The following is a 1,705-nucleotide window of genomic DNA, read 5'->3' as shown; positions in this document are numbered from 1 at the left end:
GGTGCTCCTTAGAAAGGAGGTGATCCAGCCGCACCTTCCGGTACGGCTACCTTGTTACGACTTCGTCCCAATCGCCGATCCCACCTTCGACGGCTCCCTCCACAAGGGTTAGGCCACCGGCTTCGGGTGTTACCGACTTTCATGACGTGACGGGCGGTGTGTACAAGGCCCGGGAACGTATTCACCGCAGCGTTGCTGATCTGCGATTACTAGCGACTCCGACTTCACGGGGTCGAGTTGCAGACCCCGATCCGAACTGAGACCGGCTTTGAAAGGATTCGCTCCACCTCACGGCATCGCAGCCCTTTGTACCGGCCATTGTAGCATGTGTGAAGCCCTGGACATAAGGGGCATGATGACTTGACGTCATCCCCACCTTCCTCCGAGTTGACCCCGGCAGTCTCTCACGAGTCCCCACCATAACGTGCTGGCAACATGAGACAAGGGTTGCGCTCGTTGCGGGACTTAACCCAACATCTCACGACACGAGCTGACGACAGCCATGCACCACCTGCACACAGGCCACAAGGGAACCAATATCTCTACTGGCGTCCTGTGCATGTCAAACCCAGGTAAGGTTCTTCGCGTTGCATCGAATTAATCCACATGCTCCGCCGCTTGTGCGGGCCCCCGTCAATTCCTTTGAGTTTTAGCCTTGCGGCCGTACTCCCCAGGCGGGGTACTTAATGCGTTAGCTACGGCACGGATCCCAAGGAAGGAAACCCACACCTAGTACCCACCGTTTACGGCGTGGACTACCAGGGTATCTAATCCTGTTCGCTCCCCACGCTTTCGCTCCTCAGCGTCAGTTACTGCCCAGAGACCCGCCTTCGCCACCGGTGTTCCTCCTGATATCTGCGCATTCCACCGCTACACCAGGAATTCCAGTCTCCCCTGCAGTACTCTAGTCTGCCCGTATCGCCCGCACGCCCACAGTTAAGCTGTGAGTTTTCACGAACAACGCGACAAACCACCTACGAGCTCTTTACGCCCAGTAATTCCGGACAACGCTCGGACCCTACGTATTACCGCGGCTGCTGGCACGTAGTTGGCCGGTCCTTCTTCTATAGGTACCGTCACTTGCGCTTCGTCCCTATTGAAAGAGGTTTACAACCCGAAGGCCGTCATCCCTCACGCGGCGTCGCTGCATCAGGCTTGCGCCCATTGTGCAATATTCCCCACTGCTGCCTCCCGTAGGAGTCTGGGCCGTATCTCAGTCCCAGTGTGGCCGGTCACCCTCTCAGGCCGGCTACCCGTCGTCGCCTTGGTAGGCCATTACCCCACCAACAAGCTGATAGGCCGCGGGCCCATCCCACACCGCAAAAGCTTTCCACCACACACCATGAAGCGCGTGGTCCTATTCGGTATTAGACCCAGTTTCCCAGGCTTATCCCAAAGTGCAGGGCAGATCACCCACGTGTTACTCACCCGTTCGCCACTCGAGTACCCCGAAGGGCCTTTCCGTTCGACTTGCATGTGTTAAGCACGCCGCCAGCGTTCGTCCTGAGCCAGGATCAAACTCTCCAAACAAAAACTTCCCATCCAAAGACAGGCAGAATTCGAATCAGAAAAATCCGATCACAAACAAAAGACACCAACAAACTGGCATCAAAAAAACAACAACCACACCCTAAACGGGAAAAAGAGCGTGGCCAAAAACAACAAACAAAAACCACCAAACACACTATTGAGTTCTCAAACAACA

1 rRNA gene is annotated in these 1,705 nt (G+C 55.8%); it reads right to left on the bottom strand.

Annotated elements, in window-relative coordinates:
- Positions 1–12: 12 nt before the first annotated feature.
- Positions 13–1,530, bottom strand: a 16S ribosomal RNA gene (locus A5740_RS21700).
- Positions 1,531–1,705: the final 175 nt, after the last annotated feature.

The organism is Mycobacterium sp. GA-1841 (assembly GCF_001954135.1).
GTDB lineage: Bacteria > Actinomycetota > Actinomycetes > Mycobacteriales > Mycobacteriaceae > Mycobacterium.
This window is presented reverse-complemented; position numbering and strand designations above follow the sequence as displayed.